At 57.2% G+C, this 16,717-nt stretch carries 15 protein-coding genes and 1 pseudogene; 8 read left to right on the forward strand and 8 right to left on the reverse strand.

Going from position 1 to position 16,717, the window contains the following annotated elements; genetic code table 11:
* Nucleotides 1-5 precede the first annotated feature (5 nt).
* The 3 genes from PspS04_RS10250 to PspS04_RS10260 form a co-directional block, all read right to left on the reverse strand.
* Complete coding sequence (locus PspS04_RS10250) at nucleotides 6-1,340, reverse strand: FAD-dependent oxidoreductase (protein ID WP_159994979.1); 1,335 nt, start codon at nucleotides 1,338-1,340, stop codon at nucleotides 6-8.
* The gene (locus PspS04_RS10255; protein ID WP_159994981.1) at nucleotides 1,337-2,470 is read right to left on the reverse strand and encodes an acyl-CoA dehydrogenase family protein; all 1,134 of its coding nucleotides are present in this window, start codon (nucleotides 2,468-2,470) and stop codon (nucleotides 1,337-1,339) included. The genes PspS04_RS10250 and PspS04_RS10255 overlap by 4 nt, the downstream gene beginning before the upstream one ends.
* A gap of 300 nt (nucleotides 2,471-2,770) precedes the next feature.
* A complete protein-coding gene (locus tag PspS04_RS10260) occupies nucleotides 2,771-4,381 on the reverse strand; it encodes a sigma-54 interaction domain-containing protein (protein ID WP_159994983.1) in 1,611 nt (536 codons plus the stop codon).
* Nucleotides 4,382-4,996: 615 nt separating this feature from the next.
* Between PspS04_RS10260 and PspS04_RS10265 the strand changes: the two are divergent.
* Nucleotides 4,997-5,290: pseudogene (locus tag PspS04_RS10265) on the forward strand (PLP-dependent transferase); the annotation flags it as partial.
* A gap of 7 nt (nucleotides 5,291-5,297) precedes the next feature.
* Nucleotides 5,298-5,888 (forward strand): methyl-accepting chemotaxis protein, encoded by a 591-nt coding sequence (locus PspS04_RS10270; RefSeq protein WP_159994985.1) that lies wholly within the window; start codon nucleotides 5,298-5,300, stop codon nucleotides 5,886-5,888.
* Between the two features lie 265 nt (nucleotides 5,889-6,153).
* On the opposite strand, the gene PspS04_RS10275 is transcribed toward PspS04_RS10270, so the two are convergent.
* The 4 genes from PspS04_RS10275 to PspS04_RS10290 are packed head-to-tail and all read right to left on the reverse strand — an operon-like array spanning nucleotide 6,154 to nucleotide 10,776.
* Nucleotides 6,154-6,618, reverse strand: a complete 465-nt coding sequence (locus PspS04_RS10275; protein ID WP_159994987.1) for a response regulator — start codon at nucleotides 6,616-6,618, stop codon at nucleotides 6,154-6,156.
* Complete coding sequence (locus PspS04_RS10280; RefSeq protein WP_159994989.1) at nucleotides 6,615-8,942, reverse strand: ATP-binding protein; 2,328 nt, start codon at nucleotides 8,940-8,942, stop codon at nucleotides 6,615-6,617. Before PspS04_RS10280 ends, PspS04_RS10275 begins: the two co-directional genes overlap by 4 nt.
* Nucleotides 8,939-9,592 carry a response regulator gene (locus PspS04_RS10285; protein ID WP_159994991.1) on the reverse strand — a complete coding sequence of 218 codons (654 nt, stop codon included), beginning with the start codon at nucleotides 9,590-9,592 and terminating at the stop codon, nucleotides 8,939-8,941. Before PspS04_RS10285 ends, PspS04_RS10280 begins: the two co-directional genes overlap by 4 nt.
* Complete coding sequence (locus tag PspS04_RS10290) at nucleotides 9,589-10,776, reverse strand: sensor histidine kinase (protein ID WP_159994993.1); 1,188 nt, start codon at nucleotides 10,774-10,776, stop codon at nucleotides 9,589-9,591. The genes PspS04_RS10285 and PspS04_RS10290 overlap by 4 nt, the downstream gene beginning before the upstream one ends.
* Before the next feature lie 174 nt (nucleotides 10,777-10,950).
* Between PspS04_RS10290 and PspS04_RS10295 the strand changes: the two genes are divergently transcribed.
* Nucleotides 10,951-11,469 carry an SgcJ/EcaC family oxidoreductase gene (locus PspS04_RS10295; RefSeq protein WP_159994995.1) on the forward strand — a complete coding sequence of 173 codons (519 nt, stop codon included), beginning with the start codon at nucleotides 10,951-10,953 and terminating at the stop codon, nucleotides 11,467-11,469.
* A gap of 217 nt (nucleotides 11,470-11,686) precedes the next feature.
* Here the strand turns inward: PspS04_RS10295 and PspS04_RS10300 are convergent, their stop codons facing one another.
* Nucleotides 11,687-11,983 (reverse strand): hypothetical protein, encoded by a 297-nt coding sequence (locus PspS04_RS10300; protein WP_178112608.1) that lies wholly within the window; start codon nucleotides 11,981-11,983, stop codon nucleotides 11,687-11,689.
* A gap of 650 nt (nucleotides 11,984-12,633) precedes the next feature.
* Here PspS04_RS10300 and PspS04_RS10305 point away from each other — a divergent pair.
* From PspS04_RS10305 to hutC, 5 genes are all read left to right on the forward strand, one after another.
* Nucleotides 12,634-13,416 (forward strand): transporter substrate-binding domain-containing protein, encoded by a 783-nt coding sequence (locus PspS04_RS10305; RefSeq protein ID WP_159994997.1) that lies wholly within the window; start codon nucleotides 12,634-12,636, stop codon nucleotides 13,414-13,416.
* A 55-nt stretch (nucleotides 13,417-13,471) separates the two neighbouring features.
* On the forward strand, nucleotides 13,472-14,200 hold the full coding sequence (locus PspS04_RS10310) for an ABC transporter permease (RefSeq protein ID WP_159994999.1): 729 nt from the start codon (nucleotides 13,472-13,474) through the stop codon (nucleotides 14,198-14,200).
* Nucleotides 14,197-14,907 carry an ABC transporter permease gene (locus tag PspS04_RS10315; RefSeq protein ID WP_149630897.1) on the forward strand — a complete coding sequence of 237 codons (711 nt, stop codon included), beginning with the start codon at nucleotides 14,197-14,199 and terminating at the stop codon, nucleotides 14,905-14,907. The genes PspS04_RS10310 and PspS04_RS10315 overlap by 4 nt, the downstream gene beginning before the upstream one ends.
* 16 nt (nucleotides 14,908-14,923) lie before the next feature.
* Complete coding sequence (locus tag PspS04_RS10320) at nucleotides 14,924-15,688, forward strand: ABC transporter ATP-binding protein (protein ID WP_159995001.1); 765 nt, start codon at nucleotides 14,924-14,926, stop codon at nucleotides 15,686-15,688.
* A gap of 119 nt (nucleotides 15,689-15,807) precedes the next feature.
* Entirely contained in the window at nucleotides 15,808-16,563 is a 756-nt protein-coding gene (hutC, locus tag PspS04_RS10325) for a histidine utilization repressor (protein ID WP_257792323.1), read from the forward strand.
* Nucleotides 16,564-16,717: the final 154 nt, after the last annotated feature.

Below are 16,717 nucleotides of genomic sequence, written 5' to 3' on the forward strand. Positions count from 1 at the left end.
ATTGATTACGCAGCTTTATTGCTGCCTACGCGCAGCAAGGAGCCAGGCTGGCCATTTACAATTTGATGCATCACCAGGTAATTGACGTCTTCTTCCAGAACGATCCACTCACCTTCCGGGCGAGGCGATCCGTGGATTTCAATGGGAAGTGAGCGGGTCTTGAGTCGGATAACGGGCTGTGCGTGGACGTAAGCGGCGCCGGGTATGCCAAGCGCCTCATGAGCAATTGCCCGGGCCTGCTTGGCGATAGGTTCGATGAAGCGGCACGCCATGCCATCCAGACTCACACAGTCTCCCAGGGCAAAAACATCGGGAGAGCTGGTCCGCAGCGTTGCGGGATTAACCTTGATGCCTCGTTCAAACTCCAGTCCGGCAATCCGCGCCAGCCGGTTTTCGGTTGCCAGGCCGATAGCCGCGACGATGTGATCCACTTCAATGACGACGCCACAGGTCGTGGTGATGCTTTTCACGCCAGCGCCCAGGTCTGTGATTTTTGCAACCTGAACACCGCCGATGTAATCGATTCCGCACTTCAGTTGGCTGGCTTTCAGTCGTTCTGCGGCTTGAGTTGGCAGCAGTCCGCCAAGGGGGAGGGTTTGGCGGTCGATCAGCGTCACTTCGTGGCCGGCTTTGGCAAAGTCCTCTGCCATTTCGCACCCGATCATCCCTGCGCCGACGATGGCTACACGTTGTGGGGCTCGTGCCAGTTGAATCTGGAGCCCGCTCCAACCCGCGAGGTCGTTGACGCGCCAGCACAGGTGCGCAGGGAATTCTGGTGGAAGGATCGGTTTTGCGCCTTGGGCCAAAATGAGTTTGGTGTACTGAAGGGCGCCACGCGTCGTGCGAAGCTGATGCGAGCCCGTCGCCAACCCCACCACAAATGTTTCGGTATAAAGCTTCACGCCTAAACGCTTGGCTGCATCGTTGGCGGATTCTCGAACGATTGCATCAGCCGTGATCCCTCGGCTCAGCGCTACAGACAGTTCTGGCTTGTGGTAAAGATTGCCGACGCAGGCACTAATGAGGGTGATGGGGATTTCAGCATCCAGCGTACGGATGGCTTCGACGGCGGCCCAGCCAGCCAGGCCCGCACCAACGACCACAATTCCAGGCGCTTGCGTCGGGCCAACGGGCGCGCAGGATGGAGCGGCTTCGCGTTGGACAAAAGGCTCAAAGTCGACCTTGGTGACACCGCAAAGCGGGCATTCCCAGTCATCCGGAATGTCCTCGAACCGCGTGCCGGGAACGAGGCCGCTATCCGGGTCCCCTTGTTCTTCGTCGTAAATCAGACCGCAGGCGCGGCAGATGAACTGCTTCCAGGTATCGACTAAAGCGCTCATTTCGGCATTTCCTCTTTCATCAGTCGTGCCATTTCCCATCGCAAATGTTTGATGGCCGGGGTGACGATGGCCACGAAATGGGCTTCGCGAATACGGCGTTGCGGCGCCGCACTTTTCAGGTACCCACGAGCCCCCTGATGCAGCAGCGCCGACTGCGTGGCACGCAGGGCAAGCTCGGCGCCTTGAGCGCGTGCATCAAGTACTTCGATGAAGAAGTCCTTGCTGTCGTCGTAGGGCGTCAGGGCAAGCCGGGCCACCCGCGAGTTCAACTCATCGAGTTCGGCTTGCAACTGATCCTGACGGTCATGCAAAAAGTGGTTTACGTGGCCCAGAACGGGCTCCACTTCACGAATCGAATCGATGCTGCCATCAACCAGTCCGGTGGCCATGCCCGCCTGTAGAAGTACGAAGGCGGAGCGGATTTTGGCAATGAAGGGTTTGGCGGGATCGGCAATCAGGTTGTCCTCGCCGACAAAGTAATCCTGCAGTTGAACGCGCCAGGTACTCGTACCTTCCATGCCTGAGAAATCGGGGCATGTTCCCAAGTCGACAGTGTCGTCTATATCGAGCAAAAACATGATTTCGTGGGAGGTGCTGCCATCGGCATTTTCGACCTTTGCGATGGCGCCGCAATACTGGCCCTTGGCGATGTGACTGACCCATGGAAGCGTTCCGGAAACCTTGTAGCCTCCCGGCACCTTTCGAGCCCGGAACACCATGCTCTCGATACCGGCAAAGGTTTTCATCGGATTTGAAAGCGCGGTGCCGCCGAACGTCTTGCCCTTGGCGTGAGCGTCCAGCCGGGCAAGCAGCGCAGGGTTGCCGGATTGCTCCATGTACAGGCCGCAGACGTCGTGACACCACATCAGAAAGCCGGTAGACCCACATGAGCGAGTGACTTCGTTCATCGCCGTCAGTGCAAGGTCAAAACGGTTGCCGTAGCGGTTCAAGTGGATGCCCAAGGCACCGCTGGCACCCAGATCGCCCATCACGTCGAGCGGATAGTAGCCATCATGATCAATGGTGTTCGCGAGCTTGGCCAATGGGCCGCGAGAAATCTGCTGAACCTGCTCCATGAGGGTGGGTTCGGCGCCAGGCGTCAGTTGTGAAAAACGAGGTGCGACGTTCACAGAGCGGCCTCCTGCAGATTAACGCTCATGCAGACACCGCGGCGTTTGATGGATTCGCTGTTCTCGCAAGAGAGGTTCTGGTTCATGAGGGGCTTCTCCATTTCCTGTCCCTTCCTTTGAAGGGCATTGATAGAGAGTCAATTGCAGGGGGCGTGCCAAAAACGCTTAAACATCAAAAAGTCATATATTTCATATGGTTATGAATGTATTCATAGGGTATGGATCGCGAAGGGCGGCCAGAGTGATCGATGCCGTGAACAAAATGTAAGCATTGTTAACATTCTGTTGTTTTTTAATGGGCTACTCCAGGCCCATTTTCTTGATGCGGTAATTGAATTGACGAGAGGTCAATCCAAGGAGCTGGGCCGCCCTGGATTTATTACCGCCTGCCTGGGCCAAGGCCCTGGTAAGCGTTTCGGCGGAATGTGACTCAGCCGATACGTAGGGTCGAATGGCATAACTGAAAGGAATCGCTGGCTCGCGAGCGTACTCGGGTGTTGATCGTCCACCTGAAAGCGCCAGATTCTCTTCTGTGCTGGCGCTGAAAAATGGTTTCAAGTCTTCAGCACTCATCGACGATTTTTGCGCCAGAAGAACGATTCTCTCAATCATGTTCGAGAGCTCACGGATGTTGCCGGGCCAGTGGTGATCTTCCAGCAACTGGATGGCATCAGCCTTCAGGTTGATGTTGCGCTGATTGACCTGGTTGACCTTGTTCAAGAAGTGCATGGCCAGAACAGGGATATCGCTGCGCCGACTTGCAAGGGATGGAAGATGGATAGGGATCACGTTCAGGCGGTAGTAGAGGTCCTGCCTGAACTGGCCGCGGCCGACTTCGGTCGCAAGATCACGGTTGGTCGCGGCGACCAGTCGAACGTTGATTTTGATCTCGGATTTCCCGCCAAGCCGGGTGATGATGCCCTCCTGCAATGTTCGCAGTAGTTTGGTCTGCATCTGCAGTGGCATCTCGCCGATTTCGTCCAGAAATATGGTGCCGTCATTGGCTTGCTCGAACCAACCCGCACGCATCGCTGCGGCTCCAGTAAAGGCACCTTTTTCGTGGCCGAACAATTCAGACTCGAAGAGACTTTCAGGGATGGCGGCGCAGTTGACCTTGATGAAGGGCTTGTCACGTCGTGGGCTGGCCAAATGCAGGGCCCTGGCAAAAAGCTCCTTTCCTGTACCTGATTCACCAAGCAGCAGGACACTGGCCGTTGCGTCAGAGACACGCTCCAGCTCAGAAATCGCACGTAGCAATTCGGGAGCGTTTCCGACAATGCCGTAGCGAGTGGCGTCCGCATGAAGCGCTTTGGTCAGCAGATCGTTCTGCATGGAAAGTGCGCGGGTTTTTTCTTCAATGTAGCTTTGCAAATGCAGTGATTGCCCCACCAGTGTCGTGAGGATACGAAGAATAGTGATGTCGTCAGCGAGCGGTCTGGATCTCAGGCGGATTCGATGGCAGGCGAGGGCACCGACAGTTTTATGGCCTATCAAGACCGGTAGAGCGAGGAAGGCAACCTGTCCCTCAGGCAGATTTTCCCTGGCCACCACACGACCCAGAAATACAGGATCGTTGTCGATATCCTGGACAATGATCATTTGTCCGGTCGCCAGCACTCGACCTGTAATGCCTTCATTAAAGGCGTACTTCCCACGACTCATTTCATCCCGGGTGAGGCCGTACGCATGTTTGATGCTGCCCGATCTTTCCCCTTCATTGATGAGCACGATGCGGCCACGGTTCAACCCCAAAAGCTGGGAAAGCAAATGCAGGACCTCCTTGAAAACCAGTTCGGGGCTGAAGTTTTTGCCAGCAATGGCCATCACCTGCTGAAGCAACAACATCTCTTGGGCGCGCCAATAAGCCGGAGTCTCGCCACTGCCCGCTTCACTTTTCACATCGTCTGCCATCAGAGTCTCCCGTTCGAGCAATAGAGAGGAGTATGCACAGATCATGCCCGCAAATGAAGGCGAGTAGGTGGCGTGCAGTTTGCCAAGTTGTCCTTGGCTCTAACTGTTCACTTCGTTTTCACTGCATGAGAATTTACATGACTCAGACTCTTCAGAGACTGTCCTCGACCTTATCATTCAGTGGTCAGATTTTATTTGCTGATCTGCCAGATATTCATCTTTTGGGATTCAGAAGCATCCTCTGTACTCGACCGGGCCGGGAGGGCGGCGCGGAACAGCCAACACACTTTAAAGGGCATATTAAGTAGCCTTAAAAAACGTGGTAGGGCTGCCGTGGCCGGGCAGACCCTGATGCAGATGTCAGAGTGTCCACTGGCGTACTTGGAGCATGCGGTGTTGACGATGGCGCAGGCGTCGAGAGAGATCGTTACATCAGCCGCCGTGCTCCGTCTTATGACGAAAGGTTGCAATTGACCTGGCTCCAGGCAATCACAGCCATTAAAAAAGCGGCCCTTTGGCACAACATCGTTTCTCGGCGGTGCTATTTTTCACTATATTGGCCGCCAGATCTGGTGAGTGACGCAACATCCACCGCCTTCAGTGCGAGTAGTCCTAATGAGTAAAAAACCAGACGACGCAGGGCTTGTTAAAGCAGGTTCGGGAACCCGTGCAGTGTGGGGCGGGGAGCAAGTCAGGCATCCCTACAATGCCACTCAAACGCCCATCGTGGTCAGCGCCGCCTATGGTTATGACGACATCGACGTCTGGTACGACGTAGTGTTGGGTAAGGCGCCAGGTTTTATTTACAGCCGCATGAGCAACCCGATGGTCGAGATTCTCGAGGCAAAAATTTGCGAGCTAGAGCTGGCCGAATCCGGCGTGGCGTTCAGCAGCGGGATGGCGGCGATCCGCCGCGGTGCAAGCCCTGTCAGGGGACATAACCCACGCGGTGGCAACGGTCCAACAATTGGCAACGGAGAGCGAAAATATCAGCGCAATCCTGGGGGTGGTCCGTGGAATTGCCGAGCAGACCAATTTGCTTGCCCTGAATGCGGCTATTGAAGCCGCCAGGGCAGGGGAGCAGGGTCGAGGTTTTGCTGTGGTCGCGGACGAGGTCAGGAGCCTGGCACGCAAAACGCAAAATGCCACCGGAGAAAATCAGAGGCTTATCCAGCAATTGCAACGAGGCACGCAGGAGGCGGTCGATGCCATGCAGGTCAGTCAGGCGAAGGCTTGCGACAGCTTGCAGCAATCGGCACAGATCAGTCAGGCGTTGGACCGGATTGTCGATGCGGTTTCGGTGATTACCGAGATGAACATGCAGATCGCCAGCGCGGTCGAGCAGCAATCAGCGGTGGCCGATGAGATCCAGCAGAGCATCGCGAATATCGATGCAGTGGCCACGGCGGTGACACAAGGGATGGATCAAGCATCAGAAGCCAACACGCGATTGAACAGACTCGCCGACCACCAGCGGGATTTGGTGTGCCGATTCCATACGCAGTGAAGGACGCTGTCTATTGAGCGTCCCTGGATCACTCGCACCGTTCAAGCGCAATATCTGTCCAGAGCACCCGAATCATCGTGCCACCCGCTCGAGTCTGAAGCGGCTGAAACGGGCGATAGCCCAGGCTGTGTGAAAACGCATACACCGTTTTGAAGTCTGCACTGCTACGTAAAGTCTGCCAGCGTTTGGTTGGAAACGTAGCTCAAGGATCGTCTGGTGCCGCTATCCCCTCTGCGATCCACAGGGCCCATCGCCGACGCGGCGTTCAGTTGGATGACTTTGAACTCCGCCTTTGCAGCAGATCGATCTGATCCGCTGGCACCAAGGTGCGCAAAGTCTTGTAGAGCACACGGGTTTCCAGCAAATTCCACACCCGCAGCATGGTTTCCAGAGCATCCAGTGGTTTGCTGATGAAGTCCTTGGCTCCCAGGGCCAGGGCGCGCAAGCGGGTGTCGCGGGTGGCGTCGGCGGTGAGCACCAGGATCGGCAAGTATTCACCGCTCGGGATGCGCCGGTTGAGTTGTTCCAGGACGGCAAAACCGTCGAACTCGGGCATGTGCAAGTCGAGAATCACCAGGTCCGGCTCGAAGCTGTTGAACAGCTCCAGAGTCCGCAGCGGCTGGGTGCTGCTCAGCACGTTGGTCAGTCCCTCGCGTACCAGCAGTTGCTCTACCAGATCGAGGTTGGGGCGTTGGTCGTCGATGATCAGAATGCGCAGGTCGGTGTTCACACGGGCTCCGGAAAGTACTGGTCGAGGTGTGCGAGAAACGAAGGAATGTGAATCGGTTTGGTTAGCACGGCTGTCGCGCCCGCGTCGCTCAAGGCCAGACGCGTGAGGTCGCTGGCGTCGGCGGTGATCATCAGCACCGGGGTGGTTCGGGTGATTGCGGACTGGCGCAAGCGCTGCAGAACGTTCAGCCCGTCGATGTCCGGCAGGGAGACATCCAGCAGGATAAGCTGTGGCGCATGTTGGGCGGCCAGATCCAGCCCCAGTTGCCCTTGCATGCTTGAGAGCAGTTTTATCCCCGGTCGCCGTTGCAGCACGGTTTCGATGAGCGCGAGGCTGGAGAGGTTGTCTTCGATGCACAACATCTTGCCCTGAACTTCGGGGCCTGCGAGTGCAGGGATTAGCGATCGGTTATCAATTGGCGCAGCGGCTGTCCCGGCGGTTTCCTGCAAGCGTACAGACGGTAGCTCCAGGGTAAATCGGGAACCGGCGCCGGGTTGGCTTTGCACGGTCAGGCTGCCATTCATCATTTCCAGCAGGCTTTTGCTCAACGCCAGGCCAAGGCCGCTGCCTTCCACATTCGGGTCGGTTTCAAGACGCTCAAACGGCTTGAACAGTTGACCCAGGCGATCAGCCGCAATGCCCTTGCCGGTATCGCTGACCGACACATGGATTCGTTGCTGATCAATCTTGACCTCGATGCTCACCTGACCCTCAGGCCGGTTGTACTTGATGGCGTTTGATAGCAGGTTCAGCAGCACCTGAGTCAGGCGTTGTCGATCGGCGACGATCCCGCTGTCAGCGGCCAGCATTGGCAGTGGCGTCAGATGAATGCCGGCGTCGGCGGCCATCGGCGAGACCAGTGTCAGGGCTTCTTGCAGGGCGATCGCGAGGGGCACGGATTCGATGTTCAGCGGCAGGCGTCCGGCTTCGATTTTGGCAATGTCCAGCACTTCGTTGATCAAAGTCAGCAGGTGCTGTCCGGCACGCAGGATGTGACTGATCTGCGCCTTTTGCCCGGGGAGCGAGTCCATGTCCAGAAGTTGCGCAAAGCCCAGGATCGAGTTGAGCGGGGTCCGCAGTTCGTGGCTCATGCGCGACAGGAATTCGCTTTTGGCCCGGCTGGCGCGCTCGGCTTCTTCGCGGGCGGTCCGCAACGCAATCTCGGCCGCGCGGCGATCGGTAATGTCTCGGGTGATCTTCGAGAACCCGCGCAACGCGCCGCTGCTGTCGTATTGCGCGGTGATCACCACGCTGGCCCAGAAGCGGCTGCCATTTTTGCGAATGCGCCATGCCTCTTCCATGTAGTGCCCGTTGCGAGTGGCCTCACGCAGGGCCATCTCGGGATGCTGCGGGCACTCTTGCGCCAGGTAAAACACCGAGAAGTGTTGGCCGATGATTTCCTGTTCCGTATAGCCTTTGATCCGCTCGGCGCCGGCGTTCCAACTGGTGACATAACCCTGGGTGTCGAGGGCAAAGATCCCGTAATCCTTCACGCCGTCGATGATCAGCCGCAAGCGTTCTTCATTGTCGCGCAACGCTCGCTCGCGTTCAGCCAGCAGTAAGCCGGCCTCCACCAGACGAGTGCCCAACTGACCAATCTCATCGTTCTCTGGCCGTTGCGGCCGCAACGGCTGCCCGAGAGCCAGGCGTTGGGCATTGCCCTGGACTTGCTGCACCCTGGCCACGATCCCTTTGGACAAAAACAGCACCGCCACGATGGCACCGAATAGTCCGCAGAGGGCGGCCAGCAAGGTTGAGAACAACAGCCGCTGGCGGGTCGCGTATGCCGCCGCAGTACGTTCCGCCAGCAACGTGTCCTCAAGGGTGAGCATGGTGCTGATGTGCTCGCGCAATTCATCGAGGATGTATTTGTTATTGATCAGGATGGTGGTGATCGACTCGGATTTTGCCTCGCTATCGCTGAGCATTTGCTCCAGGCCATCGATTTTGCTGTTGATTAGTGGCGTGATGGCGGTGAGTTGTGCACGTACCCGTTCATCACGAACGTTGCTATCGAGCCGGCGCAGGGCAGATTGGATCAGGGGCTTGGCTTTCAGATAACCCGGCAGGAAATCTTCCCGATGTGTCAGCAGATAACCGCGCACGCTGGCGGCCGCTTCGGCGAGCAATGTGTGCACGGTCTGGATATCACCTTGCACCAGCAATACCCGGCGCACGTCTTCTTCGGCACGGGCGGTCTGGCGCTCGGTGATGTAGATCAACACCAGTGACAGCAGCAGGACCACCAATGGCAGGGAAATCACCACCAGTGCCTTGCCCCGTAGCGGCAGGTCGGCCCAGCGTCTGGCGTAAAACACCCTCATTGTTGAGTCACCAGGCCCAGAGCAATGCCACGGACCGCCGCCTGGGTTCGATCAGCCGCCCCGAGTTTTCCGATGACCCGTTCGACGTGGGCTTTTGCCGTGCCGGTGGTAATTCCCAGTTTCTCGCCGATCAGACGGTTGCTCATGCCGTTGGCCACCAACCCAAGCACCTGGCGTTCTCGGGCAGTGAGGTTTTCGGTGGGGGTGCCGCCACTCGCATTACGCTCGGTCATGCGTCGTAGCAGACGGGCGCTGACGGAGCTATTGAGGGCTTCTTCACCGACGGCGACGCGCTGCAGGGCGTCGATCACTTCGGCGCGGCTGGCGTCTTTGAGCAGGTAACCGACGGCGCCGGCACTCATGGCCGCTTCCAAGTGGTCGGGGCTGTCGTCCATGGTGAATATCACCACTTTCAGGGCAGGCAGGCGTTGCTGAAGCAGGCGTGCGGCGCCCAGGCCGTTGAGCAACGGCATGCGGATGTCGAGGATCACGATGTCCGGCAGCAACCGTTCGCACAACTCGACTGCTTCCTGACCATCGCGGGCCTGACCGACCACTTCGAATTGCGGGTGACCCGCCAGCAAGGCGATGAAACCGGTGCGCGTGACTTCATGATCATCAGCGAGCACGAGACGTAAGACGTGGGTCATTGGGGTGTTCCATCGAGGTTCGCGGGCACGCCGACGTGCAGTTGGGTGCCGCAGTTGATTGCGCTGACGCAGGTGAGGCGTCCACCCAACAGGCTGGCGCGTTCCTGCATGGTGGAGAGGCCCAGATGTCGAGCGTTGTCGGTATCGAGTTGTAGTTCGGTGGAAGCAAAGCCTTTGCCGTTATCGTCCACCCGCAGCAAGGCCTGACCTTCGTGCAGTTCCAGCCCCAGCTGTACCTGTTTGGCGTGCGCATGTTTGAGGATGTTGTTGATCGCTTCCTGGGCGATCCTGAACAAACCGATCTCCACCTGACTGGGAAAACGCGCCTCGCAACGTGCGATCCAGTGCACGCTGATTCCGGCTTCGCGCAGCCGATCGGCTTCTTTGTCGACAGCCTTGAGCAATCCGAAATCGTCGAGCACCGTCGGGCGCAGGCCGCCGATCAGTTGCCGGCCTTCAACCACGCAATGCTGGGCCAGCGCCAGAATCGCCTGCAAGTCCGCCCCGAGGGTGTCCGGCAATGTCGGGCAACGGCCGGCAAAACCTTGCAGACGCTGGTGCAATCCGGCGAGGGTTTGGGCCAGGCCGTCGTGCAGGTCATAAGCAACGCGTTTACGTTCGTCTTCTTGTGCGCGAAACAACCGGTTGACCAGGTCCGACAGGGTGCGATCCCGGTTCTTCAGCGTCGTCAGCAATCGGTCGTTTTCAAGGTGCGCGGCCAGCAGGGTGGCGAGCAGTTGCAAGGATTCGCTGTCTTCATTGTCCGGCGCCCGCAGACGCAAGCTGTTGGCCAGCACCAGGGCGCCAAAGGCATTCCCATCGCCACCGCGTAACGGCACCCGCAGCACATTGGGCAAGGATTCCCCTGGACGGTCCTGCCAGTACGGCGTGCGCATTGCGCGGTCGGCGACGACCTCCAGGCTGTTCAGTCGATCACTACTGCCATGCCGGGCGGTGGTGCTGACAAGCCCGTCGGTATCCCACTCCAGCAGCAACCCGTGGTCCATCGCGAGGAAGGCGCAGGCCCGAGCCAACACTCTCTCGCGCATGGCGTCCGGGACCAGTCGGGTCAACTCCTGTCCGGTGTCCACCAACAGCCGCAGGCGCGCCGCGCGACTCTCGGATTGTCGATATTGGGTACGGATGGCCAAGGCGCTACCGGGGTCGTGTGGCGGGCTTTGCATGCTTCGACTCCGGCGTTGAGACAAGCGCCGCGGGCGCAGGGGAGGTCATTAAACCTTGTTAACCGTACCGGGCGCCATCTGCCAAATGGCATAGATAAATGACTCCGGTTGGCCGATGTCGGGTGGCTGGCGAATTGGCAAAGTGTGCTCAACGACCACCACTGGAGTATCGCAATGAAATTCAAAACCCCGGCCATCGCCCTGCTTTTTGCCTTGAGCGCACCGTTTGTTCAAGCAGCGGAGACGGCCCCGCATGTTTACCGCACTGTGGCAGAAGCGCCTGCCAACGTGAAGGACCGTGAGATTGCTGGTTTGTTTGACCGTTGGAACAGCGCGTTGCAGACCGGTAACGTTCAATCGGTGGTCGACCTCTATGCGCCGGACGCCGTGTTGCAGCCAACGGTGTCCAATCAGGTGCGCACCACGCCGGACCAGATCAAGGACTACTTCGATCACTTCATGGCGCTCAAGCCGGTGGGCCAAATCAACTACCGCGAAATCCGCCAGCTGGGTAGTAACGTGGCCATGGACAGCGGCGTCTATACCTTCAGCCTGACGGAGGCGAGCGGCAAGATCCGTCAGGTGCAGGCACGCTATACCTTCGTCTACGAACAGGTCGACGGTCAGTGGAAGATTCTCAATCACCATTCTTCGGCGATGCCTGAAGCGCAAGTGCAACACGCTAAGCAGTAAGCGGATCGATAGAGGGTTTATTCGCAAATGTCCACGCCCTGTGGGTGTGGATATTCAGCCCTTCGACCCGTCACGCGAGCTTGAAAGGCAAAATCCCATGTAGGTCAGAATGAGCCAACTCCTGACCTCCAAGTGTTGCGTCTTTTTCCCGCCCGATGATTACGCCACCGACGTTTGCAGTATCTCAATCCATAGCGCGCCTTTGCCCGACACCGTTTCACCGACAAGTTTCAAAACGCTGTTGTTGCTGACCGCGTAAGTGCCGACTTTTTCGCTTTTCTAGCCCGTCACTAGCAACCAGCGCCCGTTGGGTGAAAAAGGCGATATTGCGTGGCTGCTTCTCTTCCACCGGATAGTTCTCAAGAAAGCTCAAGCCGCCTGTTGAAGGGTTCACCGCGGATGCTGATGCCGAACTGCTGGTGCGCTCGGTAAGCCCCATGATGGCGGCTTCGAGAGCCAATTGATTTTGATTGATCTTGTACAGTAGGGAAGGGAGTAAGTTTGCGTTCGACATTGTGGTTCCTCCGTGGAAGAGGACAGCGTAGAAAAGGGTCTAGAAGGTCGTGCATGGCTCCGCAATCGTTAAGTCATGGACCAAGTGTTTTTTGTTTGAGTACATAAAAGGCCCGATAAGGGCCTTTTATGTTGCTGGTTAGTGTGCCCAGCCAAATTCCTATTGAAGGCATTAAGCTCGATAAAATGGAATATGCTGTCGCAGCCTTTCATCCCAGCAGCGATGAGAGCAAAGCCACGTAGATAGATGGCAGTAGGCCTTGCCTGGTGCTCACAGGCCAAACCTGGAGTCAAAGCGAATTCACCTACCTTCTTCAAGCTATCGCCTGGGAAGCCGCCCACTGACGATCGGGGCACTGAGGGGTAGTTGACCGTCAGGGTTTTGCTCGTGTCGAAGACGCTTCAATCAGCCGTATTCCCGGCACTATACGGCCTTCATCACGCGTCTTGAGGCAGTCGACCAGATAAATGGCTGCTTGATTGCCTATGCCTGTCTGTACAAGTATGTATTTGCGCGTTAGAGTCGACCACGCGTCTCGACACGTTTATCCGCAAATGGGGGGCTGTGTGTGTTCTGTGCAACGACACACGTGCTCCATAACTGTACTCGTGCGCCACAAGCGCTTCTGTTGGTTCTTAGGAATAAAAACAATGAAAAAATCTATTTTGACCCTTTCAGTATTGGCTCTATGCGTGGCTGCTGGCTCTGCCGTGGCCAAGGAGTACAAGGAGTTGCGCTTTGGTGTCGACCCCTCTTATGCGCCCTTCGAATCCAAGGCCGCCGACGGTAGCCTGGTGGGCTTTGATATTGATCTGGGTAACGCGATTTGCGCTGAACTGAAGGTCAAGTGCAAGTGGGTAGAAAGCGATTTCGACGGCATGATCCCCGGCCTGAAGGCCAACAAATTCGACGGCGTGATTTCTGCCATGACCGTGACCTCATCGCGGGAAAAAGTCATCGACTTCTCCAGCGAATTGTTTTCGGTGCCCACTTCGTTCGTGTTCAAGAAGGGCTCTGGCCTAAGCGAAGACATCACGACGCTGGCTGGCAAGACCGTGGGCTATGAACAAGGCACCACCGAGGAGGCCTACGCCAAGGCCGTGCTGAACAAGGCCGGGATCAAGACCCAGGCCTATTCCAACCAAGACCAAGTTTATTCTGACTTGGTGACTGGTCGCCTCGACGCCTCAATTCAGAACATGCTGCAAGCTGAAATGGGTTTCCTGAAGTCCCCGCAAGGCGCCGACTTTGAAGTCAGTAAGCCAGTCGATCACGAGCTGCTGCCAGCGAAAACGGCGATGGGTCTCCTCAAAGGCAGCACCGAGCTCAAAACCCTGGTGGACAAAGGTATAAAGGCGCTGCACGACGACGGCACCTACGCGGCCATCCAAAAGAAACACTTCGGTGATCAGAATATTTACAGCGGCAAATAACGACGCTGCGCCCATTCGCGGATGGGCGTTTTCCTGATTTACGAAGGGCTCCCCAATGTTAGAAAACATATTGCAGATGCTGGGGCTGTCAGGCTTCAGTCTCAAGGGCTTCGGCCCGCTGTTGCTGCAAGGCTCCTGGATGACTGTCAAGTTATCCTTCCTTTGCTTGCTGCTAAGCGTGGTCTTGGGCCTGATCGGTGCCAGTGCCAAGCTTTCAAGGTCGGCACTGTTTCGCGTCCCCGCGCAGGCTTACACCACGCTGATCCGTGGAGTGCCGGATCTGGTTCTGATGCTGTTGATCTTCTACAGCCTGCAAACCTGGCTGACCAATCTGACCGCTGCCATGGGTTGGGATTACATTGAGATCAATCCGTTCAGTGCCGGTGTGATAACTCTAGGCTTTATCTACGGGGCGTACTTCACCGAGACTTTCCGTGGGGCGATCCTCGCTGTGCCCCGTGGCCAGATGGAGGCGGCCACTGCTTACGGCCTGACCCGTGCCCAGCGTTTCCGCTTCGTGCTGTTCCCGCAGATGATGCGTTTTGCTTTGCCGGGTATTGGCAACAACTGGATGGTCATTCTCAAGGCTACCGCGCTGGTCTCGATCATTGGTCTGGCCGACTTGGTCAAGGTGGCTCAGGACGCGGGCAAGAGCTCCTATCAACTGTTCTTTTTCCTGGTGCTGGCTGCCTTGATTTATCTGGTCATCACCACCGCATCGAACTACGTCTTGCGCCGGCTGGAAATCTTCTACGCCGCAGGCACTCGGGAGGCCGTGCGATGATCGAGCTACTGCAGGAATACTGGAAACCCTTCCTCTATAACGATGGCTACCACATCACCGGGTTGGCGATGACGCTGTGGTTGCTCAGTGCCTCGCTCTTCTTCGGTTTCGTGATGTCGGTTCCGTTGTCGATTGCCAGGGTTTCGACCTGCGTTTGGGTGCGCTGGCCGGTGCAGTTCTATACCTATTTGTTCCGTGGCACGCCACTGTATATACAGCTGCTGATCTGCTACACCGGCATTTACAGCATCGCAGCGGTGCGTTCCCAGCCCATGCTCGACGCATTCTTCCGCGATGCATTGAACTGCACCATCCTGGCCTTCGCCCTGAACACTTGCGCCTACACCACGGAGATTTTCGCCGGGGCGATCCGCAACATGAACCACGGTGAAGTCGAAGCAGCCAAGGCCTTTGGACTGCGCGGCTGGAAGCTATATGCCTACATCATCATGCCGTCTGCACTGCGCCGTTCGCTGCCGAACTACAGCAACGAAGTGATACTGATGCTGCACTCGACCACCGTAGCGTTCACCGCCACTGTGCCGGACATTCTCAAGGTCGCAAGGGACGCCAACTCGGCAACGTTCCTGACTTTCCAGTCGTTCGGTATCGCCGCCGCGATTTACCTCGCAGTCACTTTCTCTCTGGTTGGCCTGTTCCGTCTGGCTGAACGCCGTTGGCTGTCTTTCCTCGGCCCGGCTCATTAATTCAGGATGTTTGAACATGTACAAATTGACCGTTGAAAACCTGCATAAAAGCTATGGCAACCACGAAGTGCTCAAGGGCGTTTCGCTCAATGCCAAGACAGGCGATGTGATCAGCCTGATCGGCGCCAGTGGATCGGGCAAGAGCACCTTCTTGCGTTGTATCAACTTTCTGGAAACGCCCAACGACGGTGCCATGGGCCTGGATAACCAGCCAATTCGCATGATCCATGACCGCCACGGCATGCATGTGGCCGACGCAGATGAACTGCAGCGTCTGCGCACGCGCCTTGCGATGGTGTTTCAGCATTTTAACCTGTGGAGCCACATGACAGTGCTCGACAACATCACGATGGCCCCGCGCCGGGTACTGGGTGTCAATAAGAAGGATGCAGAGGAACGGGCTCGGCGTTACCTGGACAAGGTAGGTTTGCCGTCCCGCGTCGCCGATCAATACCCGGCCTTTCTCTCCGGCGGGCAGCAACAGCGGGTTGCTATTGCCCGGGCGCTGTCCATGGAGCCGGAGATCATGTTGTTCGACGAGCCGACTTCGGCACTGGATCCGGAGTTGGTGGGCGAGGTGCTTAAGGTTATCCAGGGGTTGGCCGAAGAAGGCCGAACCATGATTATGGTGACCCATGAGATGAGCTTCGCGCGCAAGGTGTCGAACCAGGTTTTGTTCCTCCATCAAGGGCTCGTGGAAGAGCAGGGTTGCCCTGAAGATGTCCTGGGCAATCCCAAAAGCGAGCGCCTTCAGCAGTTCCTCAGTGGCAACCTGAAGTAACCGGAATGCCTTCGAGCGACTGTTGGGTTGCTCAGATGCTCCTTCGCATGCGCTCTGCCCACTCGGTCGTGCGTTTGCGGTGGGAGGAGGCCGCTGTCCAGTTTGAGGAGGAGAGCCACGTGCCGAAGAAATCCAGGATTTTTCCTTCGCGGGTCGATCAACTCAGTGATTCCCCCGCGCCGCTCTATGCACAAGTCAAGCAGATGATCACCCAATTGATCTTGAGTGGCACCTGGTCGGCTCACGAGCGTATACCTTCGGAAAGTGAACTGGCTCAGGAACTTGGATTGAGTCGCATGACCATAAGTCGCGCTCTTAGTGAGCTCACCGCCGATGGTGTGTTAGTGCGCATGCAAGGAGTGGGGACGTTCGTAGCCGAACGCAAAGGTCAATCGGCTTTATTTGCCGTCAACAACATTGCTGATGAAATCAGCGAGCGTGACCATTACCACCACTGCAAGGTGATTCTCCTATGCGAGGAGGGGGCTAGCGCTGACCACGCCTTGTCGCTGGAGATGCGCGAAGGGCAGCGGGTGTTTCATTCTCTGATCGTGCACTACGAGAATAATGTGGCGGTGCAATTGGAGGATCGCTATGTGAACGCGGCAGTGGCTCCGGATTATCTGCGGCAGAATTTCGTGATGCAGACGCCCTATGCCTATCTTTCGAAGGTCGCTCCTCTGACTGAGGGTGAGCATGTGGTCGAGGCGATCCTAGCCGACGAGGAGGAGGAGTGCAGGCTGTTGCAGATCACACGTCATGAGGCGTGCTTGTTGATTCGTCGGCGGACTTGGTCTGGCTATCAGTCTGTCACGTCTGCGCGCCTGATTTTCCCGGGTTCAAGGCACCGTCTGGTGGGGCGATTCGGTGCATGACTTGGGGCTGACCCTGTCGCGCTTAGCGGCCGCGCGCGTCAATTCCCTGCCATAACCTGCGACAGCGCAGGACTGTCTAATTGCTGAATCCCATTACTTCGCTGTCTAGCCACCTCTTCAAATAGCCTTGCCCTTCATCTGCAATAGGCACAAC

The sequence above is a fragment of the Pseudomonas sp. S04 genome (assembly GCF_009834545.1).
Lineage (GTDB): Bacteria > Pseudomonadota > Gammaproteobacteria > Pseudomonadales > Pseudomonadaceae > Aquipseudomonas.

Excerpts from the sequence above, each read along its gene's own strand:
- PspS04_RS10315 (WP_149630897.1), top strand. The coding sequence starts at position 14,197 with ATGATCGAGCTACTGCAGGAATACTGGAAACCCTTCCTCTATAACGAT.
- PspS04_RS10310 (WP_159994999.1), top strand. The coding sequence starts at position 13,472 with ATGTTAGAAAACATATTGCAGATGCTGGGGCTGTCAGGCTTCAGTCTC.
- PspS04_RS10280 (WP_159994989.1), bottom strand. The coding sequence starts at position 8,942 with ATGAGGGTGTTTTACGCCAGACGCTGGGCCGACCTGCCGCTACGGGGC.
- PspS04_RS10300 (WP_178112608.1), bottom strand. The coding sequence starts at position 11,983 with ATGTCGAACGCAAACTTACTCCCTTCCCTACTGTACAAGATCAATCAA.
- PspS04_RS10295 (WP_159994995.1), top strand. The coding sequence starts at position 10,951 with ATGAAATTCAAAACCCCGGCCATCGCCCTGCTTTTTGCCTTGAGCGCA.
- PspS04_RS10250 (WP_159994979.1), bottom strand. The coding sequence starts at position 1,340 with ATGAGCGCTTTAGTCGATACCTGGAAGCAGTTCATCTGCCGCGCCTGC.
- PspS04_RS10285 (WP_159994991.1), bottom strand. The coding sequence starts at position 9,592 with ATGACCCACGTCTTACGTCTCGTGCTCGCTGATGATCATGAAGTCACG.
- PspS04_RS10320 (WP_159995001.1), top strand. The coding sequence starts at position 14,924 with ATGTACAAATTGACCGTTGAAAACCTGCATAAAAGCTATGGCAACCAC.
- PspS04_RS10305 (WP_159994997.1), top strand. The coding sequence starts at position 12,634 with ATGAAAAAATCTATTTTGACCCTTTCAGTATTGGCTCTATGCGTGGCT.
- PspS04_RS10260 (WP_159994983.1), bottom strand. The coding sequence starts at position 4,381 with ATGGCAGACGATGTGAAAAGTGAAGCGGGCAGTGGCGAGACTCCGGCT.
- PspS04_RS10290 (WP_159994993.1), bottom strand. The coding sequence starts at position 10,776 with ATGCAAAGCCCGCCACACGACCCCGGTAGCGCCTTGGCCATCCGTACC.